Raw genomic sequence first — 710 nt, forward strand, 5'->3', positions numbered from 1 at the left:
GATTTACTAGATGCCAATGAGAACGATGATATGAACCTGAGCAATTATGATATCAGTTACCACTTTGATCAAATCGGAGCGCAAAACGATACCAATGAAGTGCCAAATGGCTACCAAGCTTCAACAGGAGATACCTTCTGGATACGCGTAGTTTATACCGATACCGGATGCCAAGCAGCGGTAGGACGAGTAGCAATTACAGTAGAACCAAGACCTGTAATAGCAGGAATAGATACTACTCTAGAAGTATGTAGCGATGAGCAAGGCGGTAACACCGCAACGGTTGATTTAACACAATTTGATGCACAAATCAACCCGGGTAGTCCAGCCAATACACGAGTGATTTACTATGCTAGTTTAGACGATTATCTAAACGGAGCAGCACCAATAGATCAAAACACGTTAACGGCTTATGTGACCACAGAAAACCCGCAAACCATCATAGGAGTAGTACAAGATACCAACAACCTATGTGAGAGTGTAGACTATGCAACTATTACCATTGAGATTGCGCCGCGACCCATTGTAGACATCAGTAGTTACGACGGTATGGTGATCTGTGCAGACAGTGATAGCAGTACCCCAGTAGAAGGAGGAAACTATGACCCCGTATTTATTGAAACCGGTTTAGATGAGATCAATTACAGCTTTGTTTGGACATTAGATGGCGGAGTATTGCCAGAAACAGGATCAAGCATTGAGGTAACATC

Annotated in this window: 1 protein-coding gene; it reads left to right on the forward strand. The window is 43.1% G+C overall.

Annotated features, from left to right (window positions below):
• On the forward strand, positions 1 to 710 hold a 710-nt coding region (locus tag ACH2AZ_RS12480), incomplete at both ends, for a hypothetical protein (RefSeq protein WP_394908098.1).

It is taken from the genome of uncultured Mesonia sp., assembly GCA_947499595.1.
Classification (GTDB): Bacteria; Bacteroidota; Bacteroidia; order Flavobacteriales; family Flavobacteriaceae; genus Mesonia; species Mesonia sediminis.